A 24,161-nucleotide genomic window follows, 5' to 3' on the forward strand; every position below is an offset into this window, starting at 1 on the left:
GTCGGTGAGCGCGCGATCGACGAGAGATCCAACCCTCAGGAAAGATTGGGATATCCGGCCGCCGCCGCTTCGCGCTCGTAACGCAGCACGACGGCATAGTCTTCCACCGTCACCGGCTCCACGCCCGTAAGCCCCAGCGCCGTGACCGCCTGGGCAAGTTCGGGATCGGCGATCGCTACAGCCAGCGCATGTCTCAGCGCCGCGCTCTTCGATGCCGGCGCCCCCGCGCGCGTCACGAAGGGCAGCGCCGGGCTCCTGGCCGTCTCCGCAAGCGCACGCACGCCCGCGACCAGATCCGGCCGGTGCTGCCGGACGAGAGCGAAGGTGACGCAGTCGATCGCTGCGACATCCGCCTCCCCCCGCGAAACATGGTCGAGGCTCGAAAGATGGCTGCCGGTCTCGATGACGTCACCGAAGAAGCGTCCGTCCCGAGCCAGCGGCGCGACGGTGAGGCGCAACAGGTTCATGCCGGAATTGGAGTCCCGTCCGTTCATCGCAACGCGGCTGCCACGCAACTCCTCGAGCGCGTCGTAAGCCGATCCGGCCGCGACGACGATCACGCTGCAATGCGTGGCTCCCTCGCAGCCGGGCCAAGCATAGGCCGGAGCGGCGACCGGCTCCACGACGCCCTGAAGCGCGGTCGTCAGAGGATAGCCGCAGGTCTGGGCAAGAAGCAGCGCCGGATCGCGCCAGATCTCCAGCAGCGGCCGCGTGCGGTCGAGCGCGGAGGGAACATCCGGCATCTCGCCATCCGAAAGCCGCCGCGCGATGCCGGTCCACAGCGCGTCGTTCGCCCAGCCAAGCCAGGGCATGTCGTACATTCCTAGACTGGCGACGCGCGTCATGTCACAGGCTCACTGCAGCTGGCCGGCCGTTCAGCCCGGCGGGTCGATGATCGCCGAGCCTCTGCGACGCCCGCGCCGGACGCACGTCCGTCAGGCCGGAGCCTCGCCGCCGCCGGGCGCGCTGTCCGGCGCGCGTCCGAGTGGATGCGCCGGCCGGTCGTGCGGGGCGAGGAAGAAGCGGCGGAAGACGTCGCGATAGCCCTTGTAGAGCAGCCCGCCATTGGCGCCGATGAGCGCCGTCCGGTTCTCGCGATACCAGTCCGGCAGGCGGTACCAGGGCAGCGTCGGATGCGCGTGATGGGCGGCGTGGAGATTGTTGTTGAGGAAGAGGAGCGCCAGAACGGGCGAATCCTCGACCACGGCCGTCCGCTTGGCGACATCGCCCTCGGCCTTGTGCTCGGCGAAGGAGCGGATCAGGAGCAGCGCGGTGCCCGGATAGACGAAGATCGCGAAATAGGCGAGCGGCGAGAGGCCGCAGACGCTCCACAGCCAGACGAGGACCACGGCCACGCCGAGGAGATGCCGCGCCCAGATCGACCGCGCGACACGGTCGCCCGACCAGACCGCTTGGGCTTCGGTCCAGAGAAACCGCGAGATCGACCAGGCCGGGCCGATCACCAGCCGCCCGGCGAGGCAGGTCTGAGCCCGCACCAGCGCTTGGCCGAGAGGGCCGAGCCGGGCCCAGTCCGCCTCGGTCCAATAGTAGGATTCGGGGTCGTCGAGCGGATCGGTCAGCCGCTCGTCGCGGTGATGGCAAAGGTGAAGCGTGCGGTAGCGCGCAAACGGGATCCACAGCGAAAGGGGGACGAAGCCGAGCGCCCGGTTGAGGCTGCGCCAGACTGTGGGATGTCCGTGGATGATCTCGTGCTGCAGCGAGCCATGCCAAGCGATGACCCAGGCCGCGGCAGGGATCAGGACGACCAGCGGGATCAAATGATGGAAGAATGTCAGCGCGGCCCAGCCGCCGTAGATGGCGACGGCCAGGGCAAGGGTCGGCCATTCGACGGTCCGACGTTCACGACGAAGGGGTTCTGCTGCGATTCGGGGCGATGCGCTCATGCGCCCAAGAATCCAGCAAAGGTAGCCGGCTGACAATTCCGCACTTCAACAAGCCGTGATGGAGTTTGTCGACGGAACTCCCTTTCTGATGATTAAAATCATCCAATGTGGAAATATTCGCTTGCGGTGGAATTGAGGAAGGAGGCTGGCCGGCCGCATTGACGTGGAGGCCCATGGTTGGCCCGCCGGTGCCGACAGTCTCTTTCTCGCCCTGGTCGTCTCCGCCAATCACGCGAAAGGCGGAGGGAGTGCCTGCTTCCATTGCCGGGAACGAGGGAGACGATTTGAGCGGTCATCGATGTGCGCCACGACGGAGGCCGAAGCCGCACGACCCTCGCCCAGCCGACTTGCACGCCGCCGGCCTGCGGCCGATTGTCGGAGTTCGGCCGCCCTCACGCCCACGCCGGCTAAAGCGCACGCGCCTCGTCAAGGCTCATCCGGCCGGCGGCCAGCCGCACCGTGTCCCCGTCCGAGCGCTCTCCGGCAATTGCCGCGGCGACGCCGTCGCCGATCAGCGGGCCGAGCTTGAAGCCATGGCCGGAACAGGCGCTGACCACCCAGGCCTTCCGCCCCCAGGGCTTGACCTGGAACTCCTCGCTGGGGTCGCGGGTCACGGTGTAGAAGCAGATCTTCTTCTCCAGCACCTGGTAGCGGTCGAAATACCGATAGGCGAGCCGCGCGGCACGGTTCAGCCTGGCGACGTCGGCCTCGGTCGCGATGCGGTCGCCGTCGGCATCGCCCGACCGGGTGAAGACGTGATCACCGACCTTCAGCCGCGTGCCCATCCTCGGCGGCAGCGTATAGGTGCCGCTCTCGGTGCCGAGATCGATCAGCACCGGCACGCTCTTCCATGCCTCCACATATTCCGCCGGCGGCGACAGATACATCACCGCCTGCCGCGACGGGATCACCGCGTCGGCGACCACAGGCGTGATCTTGTTCACCCAGGCCCCGGCGGCGATTACGATCCGGTCGGCGCGGTGGATCTCGCCGTTCGCCACCAGCGTGCCGGCCTCCGGATCGACGTCGCTCACCCGCGCATCGGCGTGGAAGGAGACGCCGGCATTGCCGAGAAAGACGGTGAGGTCCGTCAGGATGCGGATCGGGAAGAGCATGCCGCCCTCCTCCGTCTCGACGCAGCGGGCGAGGCTCTTCGTCTCGATCATCGGGAAGCGATCCGGCACCGCGCCGAGCGGAATCTCGTGCATGCCCTTGCCCAGCGCCGCCATCGAGCGCGACACCGGCTCGAACCAGTCGACGTCGTCGCGCAGGAAGTAGACGACGCTGCCCGGCGCGAAATGCCGCGCGCCGATGTCCTTGAACATCTCTTCATACAGCGCGAAGGCGCGGGGCATCAGATAGGCGTAGCCCTCGAGCGTGCCGTAGGCATGCCGGGTGATGCGGTGCTCGTCATAGGAGGTAGCGCGCGGATTGGGGATCGGCCCCTGTTCGAAGACCGAGACCTTGAAGCCGCGGCGCATCAGCGCCCAGGCGGTGGAGAGGCCTGCTATGCCGGCACCGACGACGATGACGTGACCGCGGGAATGGGACATGGGCGGGTGCTTTCTGCTTTCGGATGGGATCGCGGGATCGGCGTTCGGCCGTCTGGCCGCATTCAGATTATCGCAACGCCCACTGCAGCAGAGGGCGACACTGTCGCTACTTCGTCTTCTTCCCAGGGGAGAAGACGGGCGCCCTTTTGCCCGGTCGCGTCAAAGCGGCGGGATTGCGACCGTGGCGGAGGGCTGCGGCGGCAGCCAGTTCAGGTGCTCGCGCCAGTCCGCGCGCAGGCCCGCGAACCGCTTCAGCGACAGCTTGGACAGATCCGCGAAGCTGCAAGTCCCGTCGATCACGAGGTCCCGGATCGCATGGCCCGAGGCCGGCGAGAGGCCGAAGCCGACGCTGGACATGGTCGCGACCGTGACATTGTCGGGCGAGGCCAGCCGTTCGATCACCGGCCGGCCGTCCGGCGTGTTCTCGATCACGCCGGCCCAGGAGCGGATGACGCGCGCATGAGCCGCCTTGGGCAGGAGTTCGGCGACGCGGCGTGCAAGGTTTCGGGTGACGCTGCCGGACGGACGCGGCGGCTCGCGATCGAAGGGCACCTCGTCCATCCATTCGTGCGGGCCGCCGCCATAGGCGAGATTGCCGCGCAGGGTCTGGCGGCCATAGAGCCCGTGGCCGTCGACGCCGGTGAATGGCATCATCGCCAGAGGCTCGGTGACGATCATCTCGGCCCTCGCCGGCGCCATCGGCAGGTCGTGGCCGAGCATGCCGAGGAGCTTGCCCGTCTGCGGGCCGGCGGCGACGACAAGCGCGTCGCAGCCGATCGTCCCTTGCGCGGTCTCGACGCCCGTCACGCGGCCGCCGGCGGTCGCGATGCCGGAGACGGCGGTGTGCTGCAGGATCTTCACGCCGAGGTCCTGCGCCGCCCAGGCATAGGCCTGGCTGGTGCGCTGCGGATTGGCGTGGCCACCGAAATGGAGGCGCACGCCCGAGACGACGTTGTCGCCGGCCAGCGGCACGAGGTCGCGCACCTGCCGGGGATCCAGAACCTCCCAGTCGTAGCCTTTCGGCAGGCGCAGGCCGAGCCCTTCGTGGAAGCGTTCCTTGCGCGGGTCGACCTGGAAGATGATGCGGCCGCGCCGATACTCCGTCGGATAGCCGAGGAGTTCATCCATCTGCGGCCACAGCCGCTGCTCCTCGTGGAACAGCGGGCTCTGGTAATGCGTGCAGCCGCCGCCGTTGCGCCCCGAAGCCTCGAAGCCGACGATGCCCTTTTCGACGACGGTGACGTCGACCCCGGAGCGCGCCAGCCACCAGGCCGCGGAAAGCCCGGTGACGCCGCCGCCGACGATGACGACCGAAGTTCCCGTCTCGCTCATCACCCGCTCCTCAATAGGGCATGCCGGCGCGAAGCTGCTCGGCCTCGCGTTCGGTGCCGATGTCCTCATAGCCGATCCACTGGGTCGCGATGCCGAACCAGACGTTCCAGCCGGCATCCATCTCGGCGCCCTCCTCCCAATCGGCGAGGACCGACAGCGGCAGCGGGCGCACCGGTGCACGGTAGCCGGCGAGCGGCACCGTCTCCGGCGCGACATCCGCGCCGATCGCCATCACCAGCGCCACCTGCTCGCGGCAGCGCCGGGCCTGGCAGGCGCCCATGCAGACGCGGGTGAGCCGCTTCATCTGGTCGGGATTGACGGGACCCTCCCCGGCGAGCGTCGTCAAATCGCGCCTTGCGATCGAATTGGAGCGCCAGTCGAGATATCGCGGCGGCCTGACGCCGAGGAGATCGCCGCGGGTCACGTCCTCGCAGATGCAGGCGAGGACATCCTCGCCACCGGTCTGGAGCAGCGCGCGGGCCCAGTCGAGCGGATAGACGAGGCCCTCGCTTTCCGCCGGCCGCCCGGCCGCCGCCGGCGGACATCCGACCGCATCCATCTCGCCCCCCTGCCCCAGGGAGCGAAGCGCCGCCTGCCCTGCCCGCCTGCCCGAGGTCTCGGCGTCGCCGCCGAGCCCGGCGCAATCGCCGGCAACGAAGACCTCGGCGAGCGAGGTCGCGCCATGTTCGTCCACCACAGGAACATGACCGCCACGCTCCGGCGCCATCTCGCGCCTGGCACCGAGAACGTCGAGAAGCTCGATCGCCGGCACGGTGCCGACCGCCATGACCACCGTGTCGCAGGCGATTTCGCGCCGCCGATCGGCATCGTCCCGGTCGGCAACGACGAGGCTTGCGACGCCGTCGGCATTCCCTTTCGCCGCGAGCGGCACATGGCCGGTGAGGATCTCGACGCCGCCCTCCCGCAGCACCGCGACCCGTTCGGCCGGACCTTGCGGTTCGTCCCGGACCTCGACCAGCGCCGCGACGTCCAGCCCGCGCGACCGCGCAAATTCGGCCGTGCCCAGCGCCAGACCGCCCGAGCCGACGATGACGAGGCGGCGCCCGGCGAAGGCGTTGTAGCGCGCGGCAAGCGCATGAAAGCCCTGCGCTCCCATCACACCCGGCTGATCGGAGCCGGCGAAGGTGAAATTGAGATCGCGCGCGCCGGTGGCAATGATCAGCCGGTCGAAGCCGACCATCCAGCTCTTCGTCTCGTCCGCCAGCCCGGCAAGGCCGGACGAGAGGCCGTTGAGGCCGGGCCCCTTCACCCAGGTCCCCCAGACGCTGGTCGACAGCCTGACGTCGACGCCCGCCTCGAAGGCCTCGGCCAGCCCCGCGTTCGTCTCGAGAACCTGCTCCACCAGGCGCTCCGGCGCCTGAACCGCATTGGTCGCGCGCCCGCCGAAATAGAACGGCACGTCCATGCCGACGAGGCCGGCCGAGACCGGGTTCTCGTCGACCAGCATGACCGAGACGCCCGCCCTGGCCGCCTCGATGGAAGCCGCGCAGCCGGCGGCGCCGGCCCCGACGACGAGCAGGGCGACATGTTCGGCCGGAGGCTGGAGCTTTCCCGCGATCGAGAACCGGTCCGGGGGCGGCAGTGTCACGTCGGTCATGTCAGAATGCGTCCAGGGCCTGAGCGAGGTCGGCGACGAGATCGTCGGGATGCTCGATGCCGACGGAGATCCTCAGCGAGGAATCGTCGACACCGACCTCCCGGCGGATGTCCGGCGGAACCAGATAATGCGTGGTCGTGGCCGAATGGCAAATCAGGCTCTCGGTCCCGCCGAGGCTGACCGCCATGCGGAACACCTTCAGCCGGTCGAGCATGGCGAAGGCCTGCCGCTCGCCGCCACGGATCCGGAAGGAGAAGGTCGAGCCCGCCCCGCCGCACTGGCGATCGTAGACGGCCCTTGCCGGCGATCCCTCTGCCAGGAAGCCGAGATAGGTGACCGCCTCCACCTTCGGATGATCGCGCAGGAAAGCGGCGATCGTCGCCGCGTTCGCGTTGGCGCGGGCGTTGCGCAGCGGGAAGGTTTCGAGCGAACGGAGGAGGAGCCAGGACGTGAACGGGTCCATATGCGTGCCGAGCAGCGTCCGCAGCATCCGGATCGGCCCGACGCGTGCGACGGAGCCGGTGAGCGCACCGCCGAGAAGGTCCGAATGCCCGCCGGCATATTTGGTCAGCGAGGTGATGCAGAGATCGGCGCCGTGCTTCAGGGGCTTTTGCAGGAGCGAGCCGAGGAAAGTGTTGTCGACGGAGACGACCGGCCGCTTGTCCTGGCGCTTGCCCACCTCGCCGGCGAAGGCCGCGAGCATCGCGATGTCGGCGATGCCGGCCGTCGGATTGGCGGGCGATTCGATATGGATCAGTCCGATCGGGCCGTGCTTCAGCGCGGTCTCCGCCGCCGCCTCGACGCTCTTCTCACTGAGCGCGTCGGCGATCGGAAAGGCCCTTATGCCCAGTCCGGCGAGCGGGCCATAGAGGAGGCCGTGCGTGCCGCCATAGAGCGGCGTCGTGTGGAGGACGCTGTCGCCCGGCTTCAGATGGGCAAGCATCACCGCCGAGATCGCCGCCATGCCGGAGGAGAAGGCGGCCGCGTCCTCGGCCCCGTCGAGCACCGCCAGCCGCGCCTGCAGGAGCTTCAGATTCGGATGGTCGAGCCTTGCATAGATGTAAGGCGCGTCGCGCTCCGGCGACGGACCGTCGAAATACGCCTGATGGACCTCCTTCGCCGCCTGCGCGGACGGGTAGGCGAAGGTCGAGGATAGGACGATCGGCGGCTTCACCGCGCCATAGGCGGATGCGGGATCGTAGCCGAAACCGACCGCGAGCGTGTCGGGATGGAGGCCTGTGCCTTCATGCCCCTCCAAAGGATTGTCGCTCACAACGCGTCCGGGCGCTGTTCGAGGGGAGCGACGTCGGCGAGCGCCAGGGCGGAGACGGCGGTCTCGGCCATCGTCGGCGAATCCGAGACGAAGGGAATGACGTTTGAGAATGTCTCCGCCAAGCTCGGCACCTCATTGATCGCCCTCGGCCGAAGATCGAGGCCGGTGCGCGCCGCGATGAAGTCCTGCGCCTTGTCGCAATACCAGTCGGTGAAGCGCATGACGTAGGATTCTGAGTCTTCGCAATAGGGCCCGGGCTCATAGCCCAGCGAATTGACGCCGCGCTGGTTGAGCTCGACGAGATCGCGGTCCTGCCGGTTGGTGATGTTCCACAGATCGGTCAGCCGCTCGACATCGTAGTCGACGCCTTCCACCGCGTCCTGATGGACCAGCCATTTGCAGGTGACGAGCGTCTCGTTCCTCGCCGTCGGCATCGCGCTGAAATAGACGGTCGTGTCCGCCGTCGAATGGCAGAACGAGTGCGGCTCGATCGCCCAGCGCAGCGAGCCGACATCCGGCTCCTCGCCGGCGATCATCAGCTTCTTTACCGCCGGCTGTCCGTCCATTGTCAGGGACACCTGGCCCTCGCGCAGGGGGAAGCGCTCGACCTGCCACCACGGCCCGTCATAGGGCCCCTTCTGAAGGCCGCAGGCGGCGAGCCGCGCTTCGTAGGCCGCGTGGCGGGGATCACCCTCCTTGGCGAAGTGGTCGCCCCTCGCCTCGCCCACCGGGAAGGTGAGTGCGAGTTCGGGATGGCCGACCGCGCAGTGATAGCACTCGCGGGCGTTCTCCATCACGAGCTTCCAGTTGCCCTTCTCGACCAGCGTGTTCTGGTGGGCGAGCTTGGCCTCGTTCAGCCGGTGCGGGGCGAGCAGCGGCTCCAGATGCGCGCGGAACCGGTCGAAGGCAGGCGCGCGATCCGCCATGCAGACGAAGATCGCGCCGGCGACCTCCTCCAGATGAATCGGCTTCAGCCCATGCTGGGAGGGATCGAAGCTCTCCTGCATGTTCTTGGCGTGGACGAGCTTGCCGTCGAGGCCGTAGACCCACTGATGATAGGGGCAGGTCAGGCGGGCCCGGGCCGAGGCGCCGTCGGCGCAGACCTGGGCGCCGCGATGCCGGCAGGAATTGTGGAAGGCCTTCAGTTCGCCGTCACGATCCCTGGTGATCACCACCGGAGACGCGCCCACCGTCAGCGCCAGCGTGCCGCGCGGCCGCGGGATCTCGCAGGTGAAGCCGGCGAGGATCCAGGACTGGCCGAAGATCGCCTCGAGATCGAAGGCGAGGACGTCGGGGCTGTTGTAGAGAGCCTGAGGCAGCGCGTGACCCGGCTTGCGCTGGGCGAAGACTGCCGCGATGTTGGACAGGTCGAGCATCGTGCCTCCTCTGGATGCACGAAGCTTGGCAGCCGCCCATGCGGCTATCAAATATCATTTTTGCATTGCCCTATCGAATTGAGGCAAACCATGGCGGTCCGAGCATTCGAGCCGGTCGACGATGCCCGCGGAAAGCCGAAGCTCCAGCCGGGCGAGGCAGGCGAAGGGGCGGCGCGGCTTTGGCTGCCACTCAACGCGCTGCGCGCCTTCGAAGCGGTCGCGGAACGCCTGAGCTTCACCGGTGCGGCGGCCGCGCTCCACATCTCGCAGAGCGCGCTCAGCCGCCATGTCGGCCGGCTGGAGGAACTCATCGGCTGCAAGCTTCTGGAGCGCCGGCCGCAGGGCCTCGTCCTGACCCAGGCGGGCGCGGCCCTGCTGCCGGTCGTCTCCAAGTCCTTCGACCGTATCGAGGCGACGATGGAAACGCTGCGCCGCAAGGCGGGCAGCGGTCCGCGCATGCTGCGCGTCCACATGCCGCCGACCTTCATGAACGTCTCGGGCCTGTCGCTGCTGCGCGAGTTCCGCCTGTCCTTCCCGGAAGTCGCGATCGACCTGTTTTCCTCGAACGGAATCGGCCTGCCGCCGGCGCGGGGCTCGGACATCGCCGTGGTGTTCGACCGGCCGAAGCTCGACGACGTCGTGCGCGACCCGCTGTGGATGATCAGCCAGACGCCCGCCTGCGCCCCGGAAGTCGCCGAGCGATGCAAGGGCATGGACCTTGCCGCCTTCCTGAAAAGCAACGAGCTCCTGCACACGCGGCTCGAGGGCGAGCCCTTTGGCGCGCTGTGGTCAGCCTATGCAAGGCATTTTTCCGTCGACATACCGCCGAGAAGCGGCCTCGCCTTCGATTCCGAGGCCCTGGCGGTCCAGTGGGCGCTCGCCGGCAATGGCATCGTCCTCGTCGACATCAACATGTTCGCCAAGGAGATCGCCGAAGGCCGCCTGGTGACGCCGTTCGACGCCACCCGCCTGAGCGGCTTCGGCTATTATCTGGCGGTCCATCCCGACGACATGTCGGACCCGGCAATCGCGCTGTTCCGTTCCTGGGTGATCCAGCGCTTCGCCCGCGTCTCGTCATCGAGCCCGGCCGCCGGCACGAATCTGCGGCCTTGACCGAGGCTCAGAAGAGCATGGCCGAGATGTCGTCGTCCGCGTCCCCGCCGCCGGCAGGCGCAGCATCGGCCGGCGCGGGGGTCCCGAGAAGACCGTCGTGGATCTGGCGTTCGACCTCCATCGTATAGGAGGCGCGAAGCCGGGCGAAGAGGGCCTGCTCCTCCTCGGAGAGGGCCGGAACGCCGGCCGTCTCGTCGGCAACGTCGCCCGCCAGATCGGCCTCGATGGCGTCCAGTTCCTCGACCAGCCCGTCCAGGCGGCCGAGCGCGGCGCCGGCATCGGATGTGAGCGACGCGACGCGGTCGCCGAGTTCGCCGAGAACCGTCCCCACCGTCTGCAGCTTTCCGTCTGCCGTCTGGAGGAGACCGAGGCTGCGCTCGGCATCGGCGATCAGCTTCGCCATGCTCGACTCTTCCGACGCCGCTCGCAGTTCGGCGAGTTCTGCCGCACCGGTGCCGAGTTCGGAGAGCGCCTCGGCTACCGATTCCGACCGCGTCACCATCTCGCCGACCAGATCGCGCATCTGCAGGGAGACGACGCCGAGCGCCTTGCCCTCCTGCCCGAGCTTGGAACAGGTGACGGCGGTGTTCAGGCTGACGAGGCGCATCTCGAATTCCAACGTGCGCATCTCGCTGGAGCAGGCGCTGAACATCTCGACATCGTCGCTGACCGTCTGGGCCAGAGCCTCGACATGGCGATGCTCCGTCTCCGAGACAGTCAGTTCCTCGGCCGCCCGGGAGATGTCCGCGGCGAGGCGCTTGGTGCCGGGGCCCTCGGAGCCGCTCCCCTGCTTGAGTTCGTTCTTCAGGGTCTTGAAGGAGCGATCGATCCGGCGCGACAGGACGAGGATCGCGTCACGGATGCGGCCGGTCTCCTCGACGAGATGGTCGCGCGTGTTCTCGAGCTGCGCCAGCTGCAGGCGAAGGATCGTCGGCGCCGCCGCCGGTTCGTCGTCGACCACAGCGAGGCCGGCGGAGACATGCTCCAGACGCTGGCGGGTGTTGTCGCCGATCTGCATCGAGGCGACGATGGTCGAGACCTCCTGCGCGACCGCCTTGGAGATGCTCGCGGCGGACGAGCCGACATTGGCGGCCTGATCGCGCTCGCCGACCGCGCCGGCAAGGTCGGCCTCGATCCGTTCCCGGAGGTGTTCCGTCGCATTGCGGAAGTTCTGCTCGAAGGCCTCGCTCCTGGCGGCGGCATTCACGAGAAGCGTCCGCAGCCGGCTCTGCCCCTTCTGCAACTCGCCCACCACGGACGAAGCGCGCTGCGCCAGTTCGAGGACATCGTCGGTGAAGACGGCCAGCTCGGAATTGCCCTCGTTGCGCATGCCGGCCGCGGTGACCCTGGCATTGATCGCGATCGCGGAGATCATCGCCACCGTCTGGCGCAGATCGTCGATCCGGGGAGCGGCGGTCCGCAGCGCCCGGGTCAGCCGCTGGATCAGCATGCGCTCCTGGTGCAGCCGATCGACGAGATGGAGGCATTCGCCGACGAGGTTGCGGATGGCGGCTTCCGCCGAGGCGACTTCGGGGCTGGCGTGAGCCTCGGTGACGGCCGCAAAGGCGGACTGCATCTCGCCGAGAACGCCGAGGCATGTGAGGAGGCGCTCGCCGAGACCGAGGAAGATCTGCTCGATCGCGGCGATCGTCCCGCTCAGCCCTTCGCGCTGCCTGCGGAGCGAATTGGTCGGCCCGCCCGAGAGGGACAATGGCATCGCCTCGTCGTCGAACATGTCGGGACGGACGGCGGCAAGTGCACTCATGAGGCAATCCTGGAAGTCTGGGCGGTTCCGGGGCAATGTCGTAGGATCTCGTCGGCCATCTTCTGCAGCGGCAGGACCTTGCAGGCCGCATCCAGCTCGATCGCCTCGCGCGGCATGCCGAACACGATGCTGGTTTCCTCGTCCTGCGCGACCGTGTGGCATCCCATCGTCCTGAGCTCCTTGAGTCCCCGGGCGCCGTCGTCCCCCATGCCAGTGAGGAGGACACCCATCGCGTTCGCACCCGCATTCTGCGCGGCGGAGCGAAAGAGGACGTCGACCGACGGGCGATGGCGGCAGACATAGGGCCCGTCCTGGATCGCGACGGTGTAGCGGCTGCCGGTCCGGCGCAGCAGCATGTGCCGGTTGCCCGGCGCGATCAGGACGCGGCCGGCGATCACCAGATCACCGTCCTCGGCCTCCTTCACCGCCACCTGGCAGATGCCGTCGAGCCTGCGGGCGAAGGCCATGGTGAACTTTTCCGGCATGTGCTGGACGATCAGGATGGCCGGGCTCGCCGCCGGCAATTTGGTCAGCACCGCCGCCAGGGCCTCGGTACCTCCGGTCGAGGCGCCGATGCAGACGATCGGATCGGTCTTCGGGATCGATCGCTTGAGCGAGGCCGCCCGCGCGTCCGACACCGGCGGGAGCACGACATCGGCGAGATGCTTCGCCTCGACCACCAGCTTGGGCTGGCGCTGCAGGCCGGCGCGCACCTTGGCATGAGCCGCGGCCTTGGCGACGTCGCAGATCAGCATGCGGGAATCGTTGAGGTACTGCGCCGTGTCCACCCGCGGCTTGGTGATCACGTCGACGGCGCCGGCGGCCAAGGCCTCCATCATCACGTCGGACCGGTCGCTGGCAAGACTGGAGCAGATGACGACAGGGATCGGACGCTGGCCCATGATCTTCTTCAGGAAGGTCAGGCCGTCCATGCGCGGCATCTCGATGTCGAGGAACAGGACGTCGGGAATTTCGCGGCGGATCTTCTCGGCGGCGAGATAGGGATCGGCGGCCGTCCCCATCACCTCGATCTCGGGATCATCCGAGAGAATGGCGCTGAGCGTCGTGCGAACGGAGGCGGAATCGTCGACGATCAGGACCCGGATCTTCTCGCCACTGTTCCTTGAGGCTTGGCTCGCCATCGATCGCTCCCTAGGATTTCTGGAAGATGGTCGGTCCGACCTGCCGCACATTCGCCTCCACGACGACCATCGACTCGGAATGACCGACGACGAGGTAGCCGCCCGGGCGCAAATGCCCGACAAGACGGGAGACGACTGCTTCCTGATCGGCTTTCTCGAAATAGATCAAAACGTTGCGCAGAAAGATGATGTCCACGTCCCGATCATAGGGGTAATTTGTATCCATCAGGTTCATGCGATCGAAGCGTGCACAGCGACGCAGTTCCGGGACGATCCGGACCTCGCCGCGAAGCTCCGGCGTGCGGCTGTCCATCACGTATCGCTGACGCTTGTCGCGAGGGACCGGATCCATGACCTCGGCCGGATAGATCGCGCGCCGGGCCTGTGCGAGCACGATGGTCGAGATGTCCGTCCCGAGGATCGCATAGCTGAAATCGCGGCGCCTGCGCAGGACATCCTCCAGCACCATCGCGATCGACCAGGCTTCCGCTCCATTGGAACTGGCCGCGCTCCAGACCTTCAGGAGCGGGCGCCGGCGCGGCTGCGCGAGCAGCGCATCCACCATGTGGTTCTCCATGAAGTGGAGATGCTCGGGTTCGCGGAAGAAGTCGGTCTTGTTGGTCGTCACCACGTCGATGAGATGCGTGATCTCACTGTCGAGCCCGCCCTCGTCGAACAGGAAACGGCAATAGGCGGTGAGGTTCGGCTTGTTCACGGCGCGCATCCGCTTGCGCAGCCGACCCTCGATCATCAGCCGCTTGGCGGGCGGAAGCTTGATGCCCGTCTGCCGCGTCACCAGGCTGGCCAGCCGTGTGAAATCCTCCGGCGCGATCTGGTCGAGCGTGGAGACGTCGGGCACGAACCTGGCCCCCACGCGTGCGGTCTGGAGTTGCATCAATTGTTCCTTCGGCAAAAGGCCGCGAGCCGGCCCGGGCAGCGCAGGGCGGGAGAGGCGGAGGCGGCGCTGGCGGCGGCCCCGCCCCGATCCTGCGGTGCAGCGCAGGCTGGCGAGATTTCAGCGATCGACCGGCCCGGCCCTCAGGCCGCGACGTCCGGTTCGGGCGCGCTTTCTTCCGAGAAGAGGCGGTCGAGGTCGAAGACGGTGACGAAGGCGTCGTTGCGCCGGCCGACCCCAGCGACGCCGTCAGCCTGCCACCGGGTCCCCATTCGGGCGGGAGGCTCGAGCGGGCCGTCGAGCGACGCCACTTCGAAGACGCGGTCGGCTCTCAGCGCCACCTTGCGCTGCGTCCCGTCGATCGCGACCTCGAGCACGATGATCCGCGTGTCGAGCGTGTCCTCCGCCGGCGGCATGGCGAGCCGAAGGCGCAGGTCGGTGACCGGAACGCTCTGGCCGCGCACGTCGATGACACCGAGGAAATCGGCGGGCGCGCGGGGCATCTTCGCAAGCGGCTGCGGCTCCAGGATCTCCTGCACCTGGGCAACCGGGACCGCGAAAAGGGAATCGGCGACTCCCAAGGTCACATACTGCGTCTGGTCGGCCATCTCGATTTCCTCGCATCAGATTGGGCGTCGCCTGCGGCTGGCGCCGCAGGCGGATTTGGGCGCGGACGCTATGCGGCGTGGCCATTGCGGGTGAAGCGGCTGTCTAGCTCGTCGCCGCCATCGTTCATGTCGATCTCGAAGCCGCCGCCCTGGACCTTCCCGCCGCGCCTTGCCGCGGGCATGGACGGCACCGCCGCCCGGATGGTCTCCTGCATGTCCGCGACACCGAGGCCGGCCTTCCTCTTGGCGGCAGTCGACTTGCGCGGCGCTGGGCTCTCCGCAAGCTCGCCGTCGACGGTTCCGTCGATTCGGAAGTAGGCGATCGCCTGCTGCAGCTGGTCGGCCTGGCTCGCCAGCTCCTCCGAGGTCGAGGCCATTTCCTCGGCCGCGGAGGTGTTCTGCTGGGTCACCTTGTCGAGCTGCTGGATCGCCGTGTTGATCTGGGCGGCACCGGCATTCTGTTCGCGGCTTGCATTGGAGATCTCCGCCACCAGTTCGGCCGTGCGCTGGATGTCCGGCACAAGCCGCGCCAGCATCTCGCCTGCCTCCTGAGCGGCCTTGACCGTATCGCCGGAAAGCCCGGAGATCTGCTGCGCCGCCGCCTGGCTGCGCTCGGCGAGCTTGCGCACCTCAGAGGCAACGACCGCAAAGCCACGCCCGTGTTCGCCGGCCCGCGCCGCCTCGACCGCCGCGTTCAGCGCCAGAAGGTCGGTCTGGCGGGCGATCTCCTGGACGATCAGGATCTTCTCCGCGATCGTCTCCATCGCCTTCACCGCCTTCTCGACCGCCTCGCCGCTCGCCTGGGCGTCCTTCGCGGACTTGCGGGCAATCGTCTCGGTCTGCTGGGCGTTGTCGGCGTTCTGCTTGATGTTGGAAGCCATCTCTTCCATCGACGAGGACGCTTCCTCGGTCGAGGAGGCCTGCTCCGTCGCACCCTGGGAGAGTTCTTCGGAGCTCGCGGAGAGCTGCTGGCTGCCCGAAGAGACGTTGTGGGCGGCGGACAGTGCGTCGGCGATGATCCCGCGCAGTCGCTGGACCATGCTCTGCAGTGCCAGACCGAGCGTGTCCTTGTCCGACAGAGGCTTCGGCTCGACCGTCAGATCGCCGGCAGCGATCCGGTCCGCGACGGCCGCGGACTGCCGCAGGTTCTCGACCATCTGGCGGAGCGAGAGGTTGAGCGTGTCCTTGTCCGACAGGGGCTTGGGCTGCGCCGAAAGATCGCCGGCAGCGATCTGGTCGGCGACGCCGGCAGCGCCCTTGAGGTTCGCGATCATGCCCTTGGCGTTGGCAAGGAGGCTCGTCGTGTCGCCCTTGGCCGTGTTGACCTCCACGGCGAGATTTCCGACCGCGATCTCCCGGATGATGGAGACGGTGTAGTCGGGCTCGCCGCCGAGCTGCTTCAGGATGCTACGGCTGACGAAGACGGCGACGGCGATGCCGACGATGACCGCGAAGGCGATCATCGACAGGACGATCATGCGGGCGTTCGCATAGTCGACGGTCGCGGCGTCGCTCGCCGCCTTGCCCGCATCCCTGTTCATTCTGACGAGCTGCAGCATGTCCGCCGAGAAATCGTCGAACAGCTCGCGCGAGTTATCCAAAGCCGCGACGGCCTGTTCATTCTGGTTCTGCCGCGACAGAGCGAGCATCTGCTCGTGCAGCGTCATGTATCGCTTGAACTTGCCGGAAAACTGCTCATAGAGCGCCCGCTCCTCGGGCGAGGAGATGAGCGCCTCATAGATCGCCCTGTGCTTGTCCATGGAGACGAGCAGCTTCTCGATTTCCACTTCCACGCTGCGCATCGTCGCCGGATCGAGGGAGGACACGTGCCGATATTCGAGGATCCGGAAATCGGACGTGTCGGTGTTGATGCGATTGACCGAGTCGACGCTCGGCAGCCAGTTCTCCGCGATCACGGTCGATGCGTCGTTGATGTCGCTCATCTTGATGATCGCCAGGCCCCCCAGCGCCATCATCAGGACGAGCAGCGAGCCGAATGCGGCCGCAAATTTCGCCTTCAGTGAAAGTTTCATGTTCCCCGTATCCCCATGTCGTTCGACGCAAGCAGCGTCATCGTCGCATTTGCGTATCCATCCCTCTCCGGGATGATCATCCTGCCGCCACGTGCCGGCTCTGAAAGGAGCTCGGGTCGTTGGTGGTATCGGCGGCTCCCTCAGGGGAAGCCGCCTGCTTCATGCATGCCGGTCCGAGCCAATGAGGCCCTCGCTCGACGATGTTTCGGTGTCATCGCCTCTCCGGCATTCGCCGTTCGAGACGATTTGGCGAACGCAGCCTGATCGGCTCGGCTAGGCGGCCCGGCCGCTGCGGGTGAAGCGGCTGTCCAGATCGTCGCCGCCATCGCCCATGTCGAGGTCGAAGCCGCCGTCGCTCTTCCTGCCTGCTCCTCTGCCCCCCGACATCGCCGGCGCCGCGGCGCGGATGGCATTCTGCATGTCGGTGACGGCATGGCCGGAGGGCTTCACGATCCCCCTCGGGCGCGTGGCCGGTGCTTCCGTGGTCGCAGTCCGGTCGATTCGGAAGTAGGAAATCGCCTGTTGCAGCTGGTCGGCCTGGCTCGCCAGCTCCTCCGAGGTCGAGGCCATTTCCTCGGCCGCGGAGGTGTTCTGCTGGGTCACCTTGTCGAGCTGCTGGATCGCCGTGTTGATCTGGGCGGCACCGGCGTTCTGTTCGCGGCTGGCATTGGAGATTTCCGACACGAGTTCGGCCGTGCGCTGGATATCCGGCACCAGCCGGGTCAGCATCTCGCCCGCTTCCTGCGCGGCCTTCACCGTATCGCCGGAAAGCCCGGAGATCTGCTGCGCCGCCGCCTGGCTGCGCTCGGCGAGCTTGCGCACCTCCGAGGCGACGACCGCAAAGCCACGCCCGTGTTCGCCGGCCCGCGCCGCCTCGACCGCCGCGTTCAGCGCCAGAAGGTCGGTCTGGCGAGCGATCTCCTGGACGATCAGGATCTTCTCCGCGATCGTCTCCATCGCCTTGACCGCCTTGCCCACGGCCTCGCCGCTCGCCTGGGCGTCCTGCGCGGACTTGCGGGCGATCGTCTCGGTCTGCTGGGCGTTGTCGGCGTTCTGCTTGATGTTGGAAGCCATCTCTTCCATCGACGAGGACGCTTCCTCGGTCGAGGAGGCCTGCTCCGTCGCACCCTGGCTCAGCTGTTCGGCCGCCGCGGACATCTCCTGGCTGCCGGACGAGACATTGCGGGCCGCCCCCGTCACCTCGCTCACGATGACCCTCAGCTTCGCCACCATCGCATTGAGGGCGTCGATGAGATCCTTGATCTCGTCGTTCGACTTCACGCTCGCTGTCGCGTCGAGATTACCGTCGGCGACCGACCGGGCAAGGCCGAGGGCGCTGGCGACGGCGCGGCTGATGTTGAACACGATCCAGGTCGCAGCGGCTGCCGCGATCAGGGTCGAGGCGATCAAGAGGGTAATCAGGAGGTTGCGGGAGAAGGCATAGAGATCGCCGGCAGCGGCGCTGGCGTCGGCCATCTGCCGCTTGTTGAGATCAATGATGGCGTTGAGGGCTTCGACCGCCTTCTGACGGGCATCGGCGGCCGCGCCATTGGCGAGTTCGTAGGCGAAGTAGTCACCCTTCTCGATGGCGATCGTCTCTGCCGACTTGACGACCGGGAGCCATGCGGCGATGCCGTTCGCGAAGGACGCAAACGCGCTCTTCTCGCTCTCGGGCAGCAGCACGCCGACCGTGTCCATCTGCTGCTGGAGCTCCACCAGCGAAGCATCGAGCGTGGCGACATACTGCTTCTGCGCGTCGGGATCGCTCATCGTCAGGACGACGTTGCGAAGGTTCAGGGCGGCGTCCTCGACGGTGCTCTCCAAATCCTTCGTGGCCTCGAAGGCCCGGAACTTGGACGGGTCCGCGGTCGCGACCGCCGCGACGCGCAGGCTGTCGACGATGCCGCGATAGGGCGTAAGCGCCGCCTCGGAGAGCTCGCCTGCCTCTTCCACCTTCTTCATCGCATTCTTCGACGAGTTCAGGGCGGACAGCTGCTCGACCTTCTGGTGCTGCTCCATGAAGCCGGTCCAGGCGTTCGTGAAGGCTTCGACGAGCGGCTTGCCGACCTCGCTCGACATGTCGTGCAGTTTCGCGACCTCGCCGCGAAGCGCCGCTTCCTCGGTCTTGATCCGGTCGCCGAACCGTTCGAATTCGGCGGCAGTGTCGGCGAGGATATGGTTCTTCTCGTCGCGGGCGATGCGCAGGGATCGCGCATTGATCGAGGCTGCAAGCTCGTTGCGGGCCACATTGCCGTCGACGATCCCGTCGATCGCCCCGTTGAGCTCGCCGAGATTCTGGATCGCAACGAACATGCTGACGCCGGACAAGGCGACGACGACCGCGAAGGTCGCCCCCAACTTGGCCTTGAGGGTGAACCTCATCGATCGGTCCTTTCATTTGCTGCAAGGGCCGAGTTTCTGTCGCTCTCTGCCCTGATGATACGGTTCATGTCCGGGATGATGACGAAGTCGTCGTCACGCCGGCCGATGCCGCGCACGAATTCCGCCGGCCAGCGCATGCCGACCCTGGGGGCCTCCTCGATCGAGGCCGCGGCGATATCGGTGACTTCGTAGACCTTGTCGGCGAGGATGCCGGCGACCAGCGGCTCGCCGTCGAGATCGATCTCCATGACGACGATCCTCGTGTCGGCGTCCGGCGGCGGCCGGTCCATCCCGAAGCTGACTCTGAGGTCGGCGAGCGGCACCACGCTGCCGCGCACGTTGATGAGGCCGCCGACGAAGTCGCCGGCATTCGGCACGCGCGTGATCGGAACCGGGTCGAGGATCTCGCGGACATTCGTCGCTTCCAGCGCGAACATCTCGTCCTGAAGCCGGATGGTCAGGGCGTTCATGGCGCCACTCTCCTGCCGCGTGCTCATGCTGCTCTCCCGAGGGTTTCGGCGCGCCGCCGCTCTTCCTGCCTCTGGCCGAAAGCGACGAGGTTCATCACGTCGAGAATGAGGGCGACGGTGCCGTCACCGAGGATCGTGGCGCCGGAGAAGGTCTTCAGCCCGGAGTGCAGCCGCGAGAGCTGCTTGATCACGGTCTGGTTGTTGCCAATGATCTGATCGACGACGAGGCCGACGCGCGTGGTGTCGGACGCCACCACCACGACCTTCTGGAACGGGTCGGGCTCGCCCTCAGTGCGGAACAGCTCGCGAAGCTTGAGGAACGGGACGAGCTCGCCACGCAGGTTGAGGAAGCTGCGCCCGCGCGCATCGCGATCGACGCCCGCCGGCAGTTCGAGGCATTCCTCGACGGCTGCGAGCGGGATCGTGTAGCGATCCTCCCCGACGCGCACGAGCAGGCCATCGATGATGGCGAGCGTGAGCGGCAGCCTGAGCGTCACCGTGGTCCCGCTGCCGGGTACGGTGTCGACGTCGATGGAGCCGCGCAAGCCGTCGATCGTGCGCTTGACGACGTCCATTCCGACCCCGCGGCCGGAGAGCGCCGTTACTTGCGAGGCGGTCGAGAAGCCCGGCTGGAAGATCATGCGGTTGAGTTCGCCGTCGGAGATCGGCTGCCCTGGCGCGAGGAGGCCCGCCTCCTCCGCCCGGCGGCGGATGCGCTCGCCGTTCAACCCGGCCCCGTCGTCGGAGACGGCGATGGCGACTTCCGCGCCGCGATGGCTGGCGGACAGGCGCAGCGTGCCGGTCGCGGACTTGCCGGTTTCGGCGCGCCGGTCGGGAGCCTCCAGACCGTGATCGACCGAATTGCGGATGAGGTGGACCAGCGGATCGGCAAGCTGCTCGATCACCGTCTTGTCCAGTTCGGTGTCCTCGCCCTCGGCGACGAAGCTGATCGGCTTGCCGAGTTCCTCCGAAAGGTCGTGGACGAGCCGGCGGAAGCGCCCGAACAGCGAGCCGATCGGCACCATGCGCGTGCCCATGGTCGTGTCCCGAAGGCTCGCCGTCAGCCGCTCGATCTCCTCGGCCACGTTGACGAGCGCGGGATCGTGGATCGTTTCGGCGAGCTGGGAGAGCCGGGCCTGGGCGATCACAAGCTCGCCGACCCGGTCCATCAGCTCGTCGAGCCGCTCGGCCGGAACGCGCAGCGTCGCGTGGCGCTCGCTCTTGGCCGGCGGAGACTTTTCCGCGGGTCCGGCGGGCGCGTTGGCGGCGGCCGGCTTCGCCCCGGTCTCGGGCGCTGGCGCAGCGGCAGCGCCCTCCCCTGCTCCGCCGGGCTGGCGGTGGGCCTCCCGATCGTCGCCGGCAACGGAGATCTCCGCGGACGCCTCGGTTGCCAGCGGCTCGATGGAAAGCTCCATGTCGTCGCGCACGAAGAGAAAGACGTCGTCCACCGCCTCCTGAGACACGTCGGCCTTCAGAGTCACGTCCCAGGCGAGATAGCACTGCTGCGGCTCGATCCGGTCGAGCGGCGGGACGTCGTCGGCATTCGCGAAGAGTTCGCACGGGCCGAGGCTCCGCAACTCGTCGAGGAGCAGGAGGGGATTGGTGCCGAGCGTCAGGGCGTCGGCGGGAAGGCGAAACCGAACGTGCCAGCCGGCCGAAGCGGCGGGAGGGGCTTCTGCCACATGATCCGCCTGGGCCGCTTCGGCGGGCTGCGGCGCCGGCGCGGCGGCCGTGCCTTCGCCGCTGACCGCGACCTTGAGGGCGGCGAGGATCGCCGCGCCGCGCGCCGGGTCGACATCGGGGTCGTCGATCAGCTGGGAAACATGGTCGCGCGCATCGAGCGCAGCGGCGATCAGCTTCCGGTCGGCCCTGGCCTCACCCTTGCGGACGCGGTCGAAGGCTGTCTCGAACTCGTGGATGAATTCGGAGACGGCGGTGAAGCCGAACATCGCTCCCGAGCCCTTCAGCGTGTGCAGGGCGCGGAAAGCGAGGCCGACGATCTCGATGTCGTCGGGCCGCTTCTCGAGGTCGAGAAGGGCCTGTTCCAGCGTCTCGATGAGATCGCCGGCTTCCTGGCGGAAGACCTCTGCAGGATCGATATTGCTCATGCTCCGGCGACCTTGCGCACGATCGCCAGGAGCTGGTCCGGCTTGAAGGGCTTCACCATCCAGCCGGTGGCTCCGGCCTGCTTGGCCTGCGCCTTGAGGCCTTCGTCCGATTCGGTCGTCAGGAAGACGATGGGCACGCCGTTGCTCGCCGGCGTCGCGCGATAGGCGCGGATGAAGGAGAGCCCATCCATGCCGGGCATGTTGAGGTCGGTTATCACCGCATCGACACGGCTTGCGGTGGCCTTCTGCAAGGCTTCCCGTCCGTCGGACGCCTCGACGACGTCGTAGCCGGCCTGCTTGAGGGTCATGCCGACCATCTGCCGAACCGACGCAGAGTCGTCGACCATCAGGATCGTCTTGCTCATGGGATTGCTCCGAAGCTGAAGAGTTTGGAGTATTGCGACTTGGAAGACCGATCGGCCGGAAGAGAGTCGCGAATGACGAAGCGGCGGACGTCCGACATGGCCGGCCGCCCGGAAAGAAGCGGCTATCGATGGAGCGGAGCGAGGACGTCCTGAAGTGCGGACCCGAGCCCGGCCCTGTCGATCGCACGATGCAAGACATCGCCCTCTTCCACGGTGATGGACAGGGTCCGTCCTTTGGCAGCGGCCGACTTGCGGGCCGAGACCAGGAGTTGAAGAACCGAGATATCCGCTGAGGTCAGACCGCGTGCGTCGATCCGGATGTCGCCGTCGGCGAGCGTCTGAAGCGCCGAGGCCATCTCGCCGACATTGCGGATGCCGCACTCGCCGACAAGATCAAAATTATGATTTACGATGGATGTACCATCTTGATCGACATCAATCGGCAGATTCATAGCACTCGCCCCGTCCATGTGCCGCGAATATGTGGCTCGATCTCTTAAAAAAGGTTCCATGCTCTAAAACCCTGCCGTGCATCTAAGTTAACGCGCCGCTAAGAATGCTTTCTTGAGAAGATTTGGCCATTGCGGCCCTGGACCGCGTGCGACCGGCAGGTCTCTTCCGGCGAGGCCAGAAGGATCGATGGCGGTGAACTTCGAGCACCGGTCGTGACGGGCGCGTCGCGCGATCGACCGCGAACCGAACGGCGGAAGGAACTGGCGATGTGTCGCTAAGGGCGGGGGGACCGCAGGGCCGGCCCGTCCGGTCGCTCCGCCCGCACACGCGTCCACAAGCGGGACCGGAAGACAGGCGAGGCCGCGACAGGAAAGCGGCGGCGAAGATTACGGCGGTGTCGCCGCGGCCTCTTCCCCTGCGGCCTCCATTAGAGAGCAGATGCGCGACCAGCAGGCGACGAATGCCTCGACACAGGCGGGATCGAAATGGCTGCCGCTCAGGGAGACGATCTCGGAGAAGGCTTTCTCGATCGGCCAGGCGGGCTTGTACGGCCGCTTGGAGCAGAGCGCGTCGAAGACGTCGGCGATCGCGACGATCCGCCCCTCGACCGGGATCTCATCGCCTGACAGGCCAGCCGGATAGCCGGTGCCATCCCACTTCTCGTGATGCGTTCTCGCGATCGCGCCGGCCACGCGCACCACCTCGGTCGAGGCATCGGCAAGGATTTCGGCACCGAACTCGACATGGCGGCGCATCAGCGCCATTTCCTCAGGCGTCAACCGCCCCGGCTTCTGCAAGATCGCGTCGGAAATGCCGATCTTGCCGATATCGTGCAGCGGCGCTGCGAGATAGATGATCCGGGCACTCTCGGGGCCGAGCCTCAGCTGTTCGGCGATCATGCGGCAGATCTCGGCAACCCGCGAGACGTGGTCGCCCGTCGTGCCGTCACGATATTCGACGGCCCGCGCCAATCGCCAGATGATCTCCTCCTCCCGGGCAACCAGCCTTGCCGTCGCGGCCTCGACTTCGGCCGACAGCTGGCGGGCGCGATCTGCAAGGTCGATCTGGGCCTGCCGGAGCGCGAGGAGGTTCTTCACCCGCGCCTGCAGTTCGACCCAGTCGCAGGGCTTGTTCAGAAAGTCGGTCGCGCCGGCCTGGATGGCCTCGCGCTTCACGTCCTTGCTGATCGTCGAGGCGATCATGATCATCGGAACCAGCCTGTAGGGCGCGAGGCCCCGCAGCGTCTTCAGCACCTCGATCCCGTCGAGCTTGGGCATGATGTAGTCGACGAGGACGAGGTCGAACTGTTCGCGTTGGCACTCCGTCAGCGCGACCTCCGGATCGAGGCAGATCGCCGAGGAGATTCCGGGAATTTCATCGATGCTGTTCGCGATGGCGGCAGCGCTCGATCTGCTGTCGTCGATGACCATCACGCGCATGCAAACAAACCCCATGCAACTCCAGGAGAACAAGCTCCCGAATACATCCATCGGATTAAGCAAGGATTGCAATTCATGCGCGAGTGGCCTGCGCCGGGTCGGACGGCGTCTACGGCACGGCGCGACGATCGCTCGCAGGCAGAGACGCCCTTGTCCCTCAGGCTCCGAGGATCGCGAGGGACCGGCGAAAGCGTTCGGCCCTCGTCATTCGCCATTTGGCGGATGTTGCCGCCATATCAGGGCGCGCATTGCTGCGGATTTCGATCTGGCCGGCAGGGCCGCGCAGTGCGTGGCTTTCGGGAAGAAACACGACGGCGGCGGTCGTCTCGGAC

General features: G+C 67.2%; 19 protein-coding genes. 1 reads left to right on the plus strand and 18 read right to left on the minus strand.

Annotated features, from left to right (window positions below; translation table 11 throughout):
• Positions 1-35: 35 nt before the first annotated feature.
• The 7 genes from LH400_RS03195 to LH400_RS03225 all read right to left on the minus strand — a co-directional run bounded on the left by LH400_RS03195 (position 36) and on the right by LH400_RS03225 (position 9,056).
• Positions 36-812: a phosphate/phosphite/phosphonate ABC transporter substrate-binding protein gene (locus tag LH400_RS03195; RefSeq protein WP_229151186.1), complete on the minus strand. Its 777-nt coding sequence runs from the start codon at positions 810-812 to the stop codon at positions 36-38.
• 123 nt (positions 813-935) lie between these two features.
• Positions 936-1,904 (minus strand): fatty acid desaturase, encoded by a 969-nt coding sequence (locus tag LH400_RS03200; protein WP_229151187.1) that lies wholly within the window; start codon positions 1,902-1,904, stop codon positions 936-938.
• 407 nt (positions 1,905-2,311) lie between these two features.
• Positions 2,312-3,457, minus strand: coding sequence for an NAD(P)/FAD-dependent oxidoreductase (locus tag LH400_RS03205; protein WP_229151188.1), 1,146 nt, complete (start codon positions 3,455-3,457; stop codon positions 2,312-2,314).
• Positions 3,458-3,616: 159 nt separating this feature from the next.
• Positions 3,617-4,789, minus strand: a complete 1,173-nt coding sequence (locus LH400_RS03210; RefSeq protein ID WP_229151189.1) for an NAD(P)/FAD-dependent oxidoreductase — start codon at positions 4,787-4,789, stop codon at positions 3,617-3,619.
• Positions 4,790-4,799: 10 nt separating this feature from the next.
• On the minus strand, positions 4,800-6,407 hold the full coding sequence (locus LH400_RS03215) for an FAD-dependent oxidoreductase (RefSeq protein WP_229151190.1): 1,608 nt from the start codon (positions 6,405-6,407) through the stop codon (positions 4,800-4,802).
• 1 nt (position 6,408) lies between these two features.
• Positions 6,409-7,680 (minus strand): cystathionine gamma-synthase family protein, encoded by a 1,272-nt coding sequence (locus LH400_RS03220; protein ID WP_229151191.1) that lies wholly within the window; start codon positions 7,678-7,680, stop codon positions 6,409-6,411.
• The gene (locus LH400_RS03225) at positions 7,677-9,056 is read right to left on the minus strand and encodes an aromatic ring-hydroxylating oxygenase subunit alpha (RefSeq protein ID WP_229151192.1); all 1,380 of its coding nucleotides are present in this window, start codon (positions 9,054-9,056) and stop codon (positions 7,677-7,679) included. Before LH400_RS03225 ends, LH400_RS03220 begins: the two co-directional genes overlap by 4 nt.
• A 90-nt stretch (positions 9,057-9,146) precedes the next feature.
• Here LH400_RS03225 and LH400_RS03230 point away from each other — a divergent pair, with 90 nt between their 5' ends.
• Positions 9,147-10,169, plus strand: coding sequence for a LysR family transcriptional regulator (locus LH400_RS03230; RefSeq protein WP_229151193.1), 1,023 nt, complete (start codon positions 9,147-9,149; stop codon positions 10,167-10,169).
• A gap of 7 nt (positions 10,170-10,176) precedes the next feature.
• Here the strand turns inward: LH400_RS03230 and LH400_RS03235 are convergent, their stop codons facing one another.
• The 11 genes from LH400_RS03235 to LH400_RS03285 all read right to left on the minus strand — a co-directional run bounded on the left by LH400_RS03235 (position 10,177) and on the right by LH400_RS03285 (position 23,829).
• Positions 10,177-11,934 carry a hypothetical protein gene (locus LH400_RS03235; RefSeq protein WP_229151194.1) on the minus strand — a complete coding sequence of 586 codons (1,758 nt, stop codon included), beginning with the start codon at positions 11,932-11,934 and terminating at the stop codon, positions 10,177-10,179.
• Positions 11,931-13,076, minus strand: coding sequence for a protein-glutamate methylesterase/protein-glutamine glutaminase (locus LH400_RS03240; RefSeq protein ID WP_229151195.1), 1,146 nt, complete (start codon positions 13,074-13,076; stop codon positions 11,931-11,933). The genes LH400_RS03235 and LH400_RS03240 overlap by 4 nt, the downstream gene beginning before the upstream one ends.
• Before the next feature lie 10 nt (positions 13,077-13,086).
• Positions 13,087-13,971 carry a CheR family methyltransferase gene (locus LH400_RS03245; RefSeq protein ID WP_229151196.1) on the minus strand — a complete coding sequence of 295 codons (885 nt, stop codon included), beginning with the start codon at positions 13,969-13,971 and terminating at the stop codon, positions 13,087-13,089.
• 143 nt (positions 13,972-14,114) lie between these two features.
• On the minus strand, positions 14,115-14,579 hold the full coding sequence (locus LH400_RS03250; RefSeq protein ID WP_229151197.1) for a chemotaxis protein CheW: 465 nt from the start codon (positions 14,577-14,579) through the stop codon (positions 14,115-14,117).
• Positions 14,580-14,647: 68 nt separating this feature from the next.
• Positions 14,648-16,612 (minus strand): methyl-accepting chemotaxis protein, encoded by a 1,965-nt coding sequence (locus tag LH400_RS03255; RefSeq protein ID WP_229151198.1) that lies wholly within the window; start codon positions 16,610-16,612, stop codon positions 14,648-14,650.
• A 273-nt stretch (positions 16,613-16,885) separates the two neighbouring features.
• Positions 16,886-18,994, minus strand: a complete 2,109-nt coding sequence (locus tag LH400_RS03260) for a HAMP domain-containing methyl-accepting chemotaxis protein (protein ID WP_229151199.1) — start codon at positions 18,992-18,994, stop codon at positions 16,886-16,888.
• Positions 18,991-19,491, minus strand: coding sequence for a chemotaxis protein CheW (locus tag LH400_RS03265; protein WP_229151200.1), 501 nt, complete (start codon positions 19,489-19,491; stop codon positions 18,991-18,993). Before LH400_RS03265 ends, LH400_RS03260 begins: the two co-directional genes overlap by 4 nt.
• Positions 19,488-21,572 (minus strand): chemotaxis protein CheA, encoded by a 2,085-nt coding sequence (locus LH400_RS03270; protein WP_229151201.1) that lies wholly within the window; start codon positions 21,570-21,572, stop codon positions 19,488-19,490. The genes LH400_RS03265 and LH400_RS03270 overlap by 4 nt, the downstream gene beginning before the upstream one ends.
• Positions 21,569-21,937: a response regulator gene (locus LH400_RS03275; RefSeq protein ID WP_229151202.1), complete on the minus strand. Its 369-nt coding sequence runs from the start codon at positions 21,935-21,937 to the stop codon at positions 21,569-21,571. The genes LH400_RS03270 and LH400_RS03275 overlap by 4 nt, the downstream gene beginning before the upstream one ends.
• A 122-nt stretch (positions 21,938-22,059) precedes the next feature.
• The gene (locus LH400_RS03280) at positions 22,060-22,389 is read right to left on the minus strand and encodes an STAS domain-containing protein (RefSeq protein WP_229151203.1); all 330 of its coding nucleotides are present in this window, start codon (positions 22,387-22,389) and stop codon (positions 22,060-22,062) included.
• A gap of 387 nt (positions 22,390-22,776) precedes the next feature.
• Positions 22,777-23,829: an HD domain-containing phosphohydrolase gene (locus tag LH400_RS03285; RefSeq protein ID WP_229151204.1), complete on the minus strand. Its 1,053-nt coding sequence runs from the start codon at positions 23,827-23,829 to the stop codon at positions 22,777-22,779.
• Between the last annotated feature and the right edge of the window lie 332 nt (positions 23,830-24,161).

This window comes from Jiella soli (assembly GCF_020615385.1).
Lineage (GTDB): Bacteria > Pseudomonadota > Alphaproteobacteria > Rhizobiales > Rhizobiaceae > VKMB-3413.